This window comes from Paenibacillus caseinilyticus (assembly GCF_027533645.1).
Classification (GTDB): domain Bacteria; phylum Bacillota; class Bacilli; order Paenibacillales; family NBRC-103111; genus Paenibacillus_G; species Paenibacillus_G caseinilyticus.
In genome coordinates this window covers 314923-321676 of the sequence record NZ_JAQAGY010000006.1, presented here as the reverse complement: position 1 = coordinate 321676, position 6754 = coordinate 314923, and the positions used below count along the sequence as shown (strand labels likewise).

Annotated in this window: 5 protein-coding genes; 3 read left to right on the top strand and 2 right to left on the bottom strand. The window is 62.0% G+C overall.

Translation table 11 applies throughout. The features are described from left to right. Positions 1-190 precede the first annotated feature (190 nt). Both amyS and O9H32_RS12345 read right to left on the bottom strand, forming a co-directional pair. Positions 191-1747 (bottom strand): alpha-amylase, encoded by a 1557-nt coding sequence (gene amyS / locus O9H32_RS12350; protein WP_269866391.1) that lies wholly within the window; start codon positions 1745-1747, stop codon positions 191-193. 217 nt (positions 1748-1964) lie between these two features. Beyond that, positions 1965-3086, bottom strand: a complete 1122-nt coding sequence (locus O9H32_RS12345) for a sensor histidine kinase (RefSeq protein WP_269866390.1) — start codon at positions 3084-3086, stop codon at positions 1965-1967. Between the two features lie 189 nt (positions 3087-3275). Here O9H32_RS12345 and O9H32_RS12340 point away from each other — a divergent pair, with 189 nt between their 5' ends. From O9H32_RS12340 to O9H32_RS12330, 3 genes are read left to right on the top strand one after another with little or no spacing between them, the layout of a single operon-like run. Beyond that, positions 3276-4211, top strand: coding sequence for an ABC transporter ATP-binding protein (locus O9H32_RS12340; RefSeq protein ID WP_269866406.1), 936 nt, complete (start codon positions 3276-3278; stop codon positions 4209-4211). 11 nt (positions 4212-4222) lie between these two features. Further along, positions 4223-5392, top strand: coding sequence for an ABC transporter permease (locus O9H32_RS12335; protein ID WP_269866389.1), 1170 nt, complete (start codon positions 4223-4225; stop codon positions 5390-5392). Beyond that, positions 5389-6549 (top strand): ABC transporter permease, encoded by a 1161-nt coding sequence (locus O9H32_RS12330; protein ID WP_269866388.1) that lies wholly within the window; start codon positions 5389-5391, stop codon positions 6547-6549. The genes O9H32_RS12335 and O9H32_RS12330 overlap by 4 nt, the downstream gene beginning before the upstream one ends. Positions 6550-6754: the final 205 nt, after the last annotated feature.

Below are 6754 nucleotides of genomic sequence, written 5' to 3'. Positions count from 1 at the left end.
AAGGGCTGAAGAGTTTGCTTTCTCGATATCTGGAACTTCGTTAACCTTTTGGAACCGCCGTATGCGGACCCGCATGTACGGTGGTGTGAGAGGACGGGGGCTAGGCGCCCCCTCCTACTCGATTGTGAGGCTCTATCCTGGAGGAAGTTCAGCAGTAGACCAGGGAGAGCATCCAATGTCTGCCGCGGGCTTACTGCTTGGCCCATACGGATACGGAACCGCCGTTCACGGGGAAGGAGCCGTACCCGCTGCCGTCGATGGTCACCGTATCCGTCCGGTTTCCGGTCTTGTCGTTCCACATCTGGCCCGCTTTGGCCGTGCCGACGTACATCCGCTTGCTTCCGCCGGGGCCGTCGGTCAGGATGGTGGCCAGACCGGAATTCTCGTGGGCGGTATCGCCTTCGCGCGTCCAGCCGATGACATCCTGATGGTCCAAATAATCGTTCTGTTTGCCGTAGGCATACGCTTTCCTTGCGGCGAGCAGCTTGTCCAGGATCGCTTTGTACGATGTGATCTTGCCGTCGCCCGTACCGTAGTAATCGCCATAGAACAGAGAGGGGTATCCCTCCTGGCGGGTGAAGATCAGCGCGTAAGCCAGAGGCTTGAACCAGCCTTGGACGGTCGACTGGAGGGATTGCCCCGGCTGGGAATCGTGATTGTCCACGAATGTCACCGCCTTGGCGGGGTTGGACTTCATCAGCGTATTGTTCAGCAGGGTGCGCATATCATATCCGCCGCTGCCGTTCGACGCCGCATAGAGATTAAAATGGAGCGGCACGTCGAACAGGGACATGGCGCTGCTTGTTTTCGTGAGGTAATTGTTCAGCCGGCCAAGGTCTGAACTCCAGTATTCGCCTACCGCGAAGAGGTCTTTGCCCGTATCCGTCCGCACGCCGTTCAGCCAGTCCCTCATGCGGTCGAATTTGATGTGCTTCACGGCATCCAGACGCACCCCGTCGAGTTTCGCTGTGTCCACGAACCACTTGCCCCAGCTGCGCGTTTCATTGATCACTTCGGGGTGGTCCCAGTCGAGATCGGCACCCATCAGATAGTCATAGTTACCGTTCTCGGAATCGACTTCCCAGTCGAAGCCTTTGCCTGTGCCGCGCAGCTTGAACAGCTTGTTCGCGCTTCTCGATTGATCGTAGTCCACGCCGTCAAAGTGATACCATTTCCACTTGAAGGATGAATAAGTATTCCCCCGTCCCGGAAAGTTGAACTGGGTCCAGGCGGAGATCGAGTAATCGCCGGAGACCTCGCTGTTCCGGTTCGCGGGGTTCACCTCGACGGCGGTTACGGTCTCGGTCGCATCCGCATTCATCCGGTGGTTGAGCACCACATCGCCATACACCTGTATGCCGTTCGCGTGAAGGCTGTCCACCGCGCTGACGAGCTGCGCTTTCGTCCCGTACTTCGTCCGCACCGTGCCTTTCTGATTGAATTCCCCGAGGTCGTACATATCGTATACGCCGAACCCGACATCTCCGCTGCCGCCGCCTTTGTAAGCAGGGGGAATCCAGACGGCCGTGACCCCGGCATTCTTCAGCGAGGCGGCATTCGACTGCAGCTTGCTCCAGAGCGTCCCGTCATTCGGAAGGTACCATTCGTAATACTGCATGATGACCCCATTCGTGCCGTCATGGTGGGCATAAGCGGCAGGTGATGCCTGTGCCGCGGTTAAGGTGAAAATCATGGCAGCGCTTACGATTGCCTTCGCGGCTTTGCCTTTGAATCCAAGCTTGTTCATTAATGCGACAACTCCTTTTGGGTGTGGGATGAAAAGATATCTTCTTCGTATCCGAGACGTGGCGTTCCCCCTTTCTTAGAAAAATCCTTTAGGATGATAGCGCTTGCAAAAAGCGCTAAGTCCGATTATAGAGGAATTCGCAGGTCATGGAAGTGGAAAATAAAGGTGGAAAAGGTGGAATAAATTGACCTCTTCCACCTCCGGTGCTTCATTGAAGCTAGGCGGACATGGGGACCAGGGTCTCGACGGTAAAGCGGGAATCGATGACCGTGCGCACTTCTCCACCGACTAGGCGCGCCCTCTCCTCCATGCCGACGAGGCCAAGGCCCTTGCTCAACTGGCTGGACTCCGGCAGCCTGCCGTTGTTCGAGACGGCAAGACGGACGTGCTCCGCTTCATAATACAGATCGATCGTTACCTCCGTAGCCTCCCCGTGCCGGATGGCATTGGTGACCGCTTCCTGGCTGTTGCGGAAGAGCACGATCTCAAGACTCGGGTACAGCGGCCTCGCCAGGCCGTGGACCCGGTAGTTCACTTCCAGCCCGCTGCCTGCGCTGAGCTCTTCGATCAGCCGGTCCAGCGAGTACCCGCGGACCTGCGACTTGTCCGGCTTCATCCGGCGCACGGTGTGCCTTAGCGTCTCCATCCCTTCGCCAAGCTGATCCAGCACCTGCCGGGTCAGCTCCAGCCCTTTGTCCGGCGAAGCGGGAGCGATGCGGACGACCGCTTCCAGCATCAATTTGAGCCGGATGAGCTTGTGCCCGAGATCGTCGTGGATGTCGTGCGCGATCCGGCTGCGCTCTTCCGCTTGGGCCAGCTCCTCGACTTTTCCGGCATAGTCGACCAGCCTGCGCCGCGTCTGCTCCAGCTCGTAAGCTTTGCTGCGCAGTTCGTCATAGACGGTCTCAAGCTCTGCCTGCCTGCTGCCGGCCTCCCCGAGCCGGTACAGCAGCAGTGCCCCGGAGGCGAGCAGCAGATTGGAGGTAAACCGGAGCTCCAGCCCGGCGGAGGACAGCGCCGCATTCATCAGAACGGCCTGGATGGGCAGGAACAGCCATCTTGTTCCTGCTTGTCGTTGAAGGAGATACGTGGTCATCGTAGAATAATGACAGGCGAACAAGAGCCCCGGATAGCGGTGGGACAGCCAGCCTACCCATACGATTTCAACGGCTGTCAGAAGCTGCTGCAGCGCGGGGGCCAGCCGGTCCCTGCGGAAGCCGGCATACACGAGGAAGAGCAGCAGGTGGAACGTGAACACGTTCATTTGGTCCAAGGGCAGCAGGACGGCGGTGCCCAGGGCGGGAATGACTATGAGCAGATATCTAAGTGCTGTCAGCATGCGCGATACGCCTCCAGGGGTCATTATATCACAGGCCGCTTCCCTTGGCAGATGGTCCTTCCGTCAGGAGGCGGGTGACTTTGGTCATCCCTTACGCATGACCTTCGGTAGCTGCGGAGGCGGCCTCTTACGGGTACAATGAAGAGATTGAAGGATAGCAGCAGAAGAACGGGGAACGGGGCGGTAACAATGCATATGGTGGAATTGACGGATATTGTGAAGCGGTACGGCTCGAAGCTGACCGTGGACCATTTGAATTTGACGATACGGCGGGGGGAGATCTTCGGCCTGCTCGGACCGAACGGTGCCGGCAAGAGCACGACGATCCGGATGATCTGCGGCCTGCTGGCCCCCGATCATGGAGAGATCCGGGTAGAGGGGCTGCGGGTGGACCGCCAGCCGCTTGAGGTCAAACGGCGCATCGGACTGGTGCCGCAGGAGCTGGCGTTCTACGAAGGCATGACGGCCCGCGAGAACGTCTCCTTCTTCGGGCGGTTGTACGGTCTGCGGGGCTCCCTCTTGAAAGAGAGGGCAGCGGAAGCGCTGGAATTCGCGGGTCTGACGGAGCGTCAATGGGACAGGCCCGAGACCTATTCGGGAGGAATGAAGCGGCGGCTGAATATTGCCTGCGCGCTTATGCATCATCCCGGTCTGGTCATCATGGACGAACCCACCGTCGGGATCGATCCCCAGTCGCGGCTTCATATCCTGGATTCGGTCCGCGAACTGAACCGGAGGGGAACCACGATCATCTACACTAGCCATTATATGGAGGAAGTGGCGGCGGTCTCCACCCGGGTCGGCATTCTGGATCGCGGACATCTGATTGCCTGCGGTACGCAGGAGGAGCTGCGGGCGCAGGCCGGAACCGAGGAGAAGCTGCAGGTGGCGGCAGCCGGCTTGACGGACGGTGCGGTGGAAGAGCTGCGGATGCATCCGGGCATTCGGCAGGCGGCAGCCTCGGAGGGAGGGCTCGAACTCTCGCTTCGCCCGGGGGAAGGGATGCTTCAGGATGTGCTCTACATCCTCTCCAAGCACGGGATTGCAATCCAGTCGCTGAACCGGGTCGAACCGGGCCTCGAAACCCTCTTCCTGGCGCTGACCGGCCGGAAAGAGAGAGAGTAGGAGGTGCTGCCATGAGAACGATAGGGATCATCGCCTGGCACGAACTGCTAAGGTACGGCCGGCATCCCCGCACTTTTTTGATACTCCTCGCGCTGCCGCTCCTGCTGATTTTCATTCTCGGTTCCGCGCTTCCTTCTTCTTTCGGCGCGGAAGAGACGAGTCTGCGCCCGCTGCAGGTGGCGGTGCTGCAGCCTCCTGGCGCAGAAGGGGCGATGAAGCGGTGCCTCGCCGGGCCCGCATTCCGGGAGACGGTACGGCTGCGGCAGGCAGGCAGCCGGGAAGAGCTGATCGGGGTGCTGCAGGACGGGACGGCAGACTACGGCGTGGTTGCCCCGGAACTCTCCGGCAAAGGGGAGGCGATCGGCACGAGCGGCGGTTGGGAGCTCGTGGCGGGAAGGGACCGCGAGCGGAGCCTGCTGGCTCAATCCCTGATCCGGGGCTGCGTGGCAGATGGGATGCCGGGGCAGGCCGATGCCTCCGCAGCCGGACAACCGGCTTCCGTATCGGGTGACGGGCCCGGTTCCGGCAGCGGGCCCGCGGGTCCGGCCGTGGAAGTCCGGAAGCTCGCGGGAAGCGGCAGGAGCTATACCGCCATGCAGTATTATGCGGCATCGATGCTGCTGATGTTTCTCTTGTACTCTTCGATGATGGCCGCCATCTCCCTTGCTGCAGAGCGGGAGAACAAGACTCTGCAGCGGCTGGCGTCTCTTCCGGTGCCTCTCTACGAAGTGGTGCTCGGCAAGGCCGCGGCCGGCCTCCTGCTTGCCCTGCTGCAGGCCGCCGCCATCGTGGCGGGTTCATCCCTGCTGCTCGGCGTGGATTGGGGAGGGGAGTGGAGCCGGCTGTTCGGAGTCTGCGCCGTCTTCGCGGCCGGTGCGGCCGGGTTGGCTGTGCTCATCGGGGTATTCGCCCGAAGCATCCGAACGGTAATGATCCTATTTCAATTCCTCATCCTGGCGTCGACATTCCTCAGCGGAGGCTTCGAGCCGAACGTAGGGCCGTTCCTCACGGCGCTCTCCAAAGGAACGCTGAATTACTGGGGGATGCATAGTCTGCTGGGGCTGATGACCGGCCAGAGCCTGGCTTCGCTGCTGTCCTACGGGATACCGCTGGCCTGGATGGGAGCGGGCCTTGCTGCCGCAGCGGCCATCGTATACCGGAAGGCGGGGTATCATTCATGAACAGTATCCATATTGCCATCAACCTGATCCGCCGCCAGCTCGGAAGCTGGAGAGAGGTGGGGTTGTATCTGCTCCTCCCGGCGCTGGTCGTCTCGCTGATCATCGGTCTCTTGGGCCGGCTGCCTGCAGAGCGCACCTGGACCGTATATTACCTGAACCACGATGATGGCCCGGCGGGACGCTATGTGCTGCACGAGCTGGGAGCGAGCGGTCTCTTCCGGCTGCAGGAAGCGCCGGAACGTACGGCGGCCGGGCTGAGAGCCGACGTGTCCGAGCGGAGGACGCCCGCGGGCCTCGAGATTCCGGCGGGCTTCTCGCAGAGCATCCGGGAGGGGAAGGTATTGCCCCTGGAAGTCCTCGAGGTCACGGGGAGCGAGGCCTCTTCGGCGCTGACGGCGCTAAGCGAAGCCGCGGCAGGCCGGGCGGTGGAGGCGGCCAGGGGACCGGCAGCCGGCGGACGGCCTGCCGAAGGGCTGGAGGAAGCGCTCCGGCTGGCAGAGGAGCGGGCTGCCGGGGTGAAGGTGAACGATTACGGCTGGCATACGAATCCCGCAAGCGGCACGGCGTCCGGCATTCTGATCCTGTTCATGCTGACGATGGCGAACGGCTCGGTAGCCACCGTGGTAAAGGACCGGAACCGGCGTACCATGGCGCGGCTCTTCGCCGCTCCCGTACCCTCCGGGGAGATCGCCTTGGGGCACTTTCTCGGAGGTTTTCTTCTGGGCACGGTCCAGATCGTCTTCGTCCTCGCGGTCACCCGCTATGGGATGGGGTTCGACTATGGAACCGGGTTCCTGGCGCACTTCACGGTGCTCGAAGCGCTGCTGCTCGCTCTGCTGGGGCTCACGTCCGCTGTGGCGGGGGGCCTGCGCCGTCCGGATTCCCTCACCACGGTCCAAGCGCTGGTCGGGACGCCGACCTGCATGCTGGGCGGGTGCTTCTGGCCCGTGGACCTCATGCCGGAAGCGATGCAGAAGCTCTCCCGCTTCGTCCCGCAGAGCTGGGCTCTGTCGGCGCTGCGTACCCTTACGGCCGGGGGGACGCTCGCCGGCGTAGGGCTTCACCTGGCTGTCCTCGTGCTTTTCGCCGTCGTACTGCTCGGGATCGGCGCCGCCGTCCTGAAGCCTGCCGAAACGGGCGAAAGCGAAGGAAGATGAGGGGACGGCAGCAGGGGGAGACGCCGGACTTAACGTCAGAGCAGCGGCTCTTCGCCGCGGACCGGGAGTCCGGCTGATTCGCCGCGCAGAACATTCCTGCGCGGCTTTTTGATGTGGAGCTGAGGCGGGCCCGCGGTATCTATCGGGAACGGTCACATGGGGAGCCGTCTTGGCTCCGCAGCGAACGCCTCCCCTTTGCTGAGAG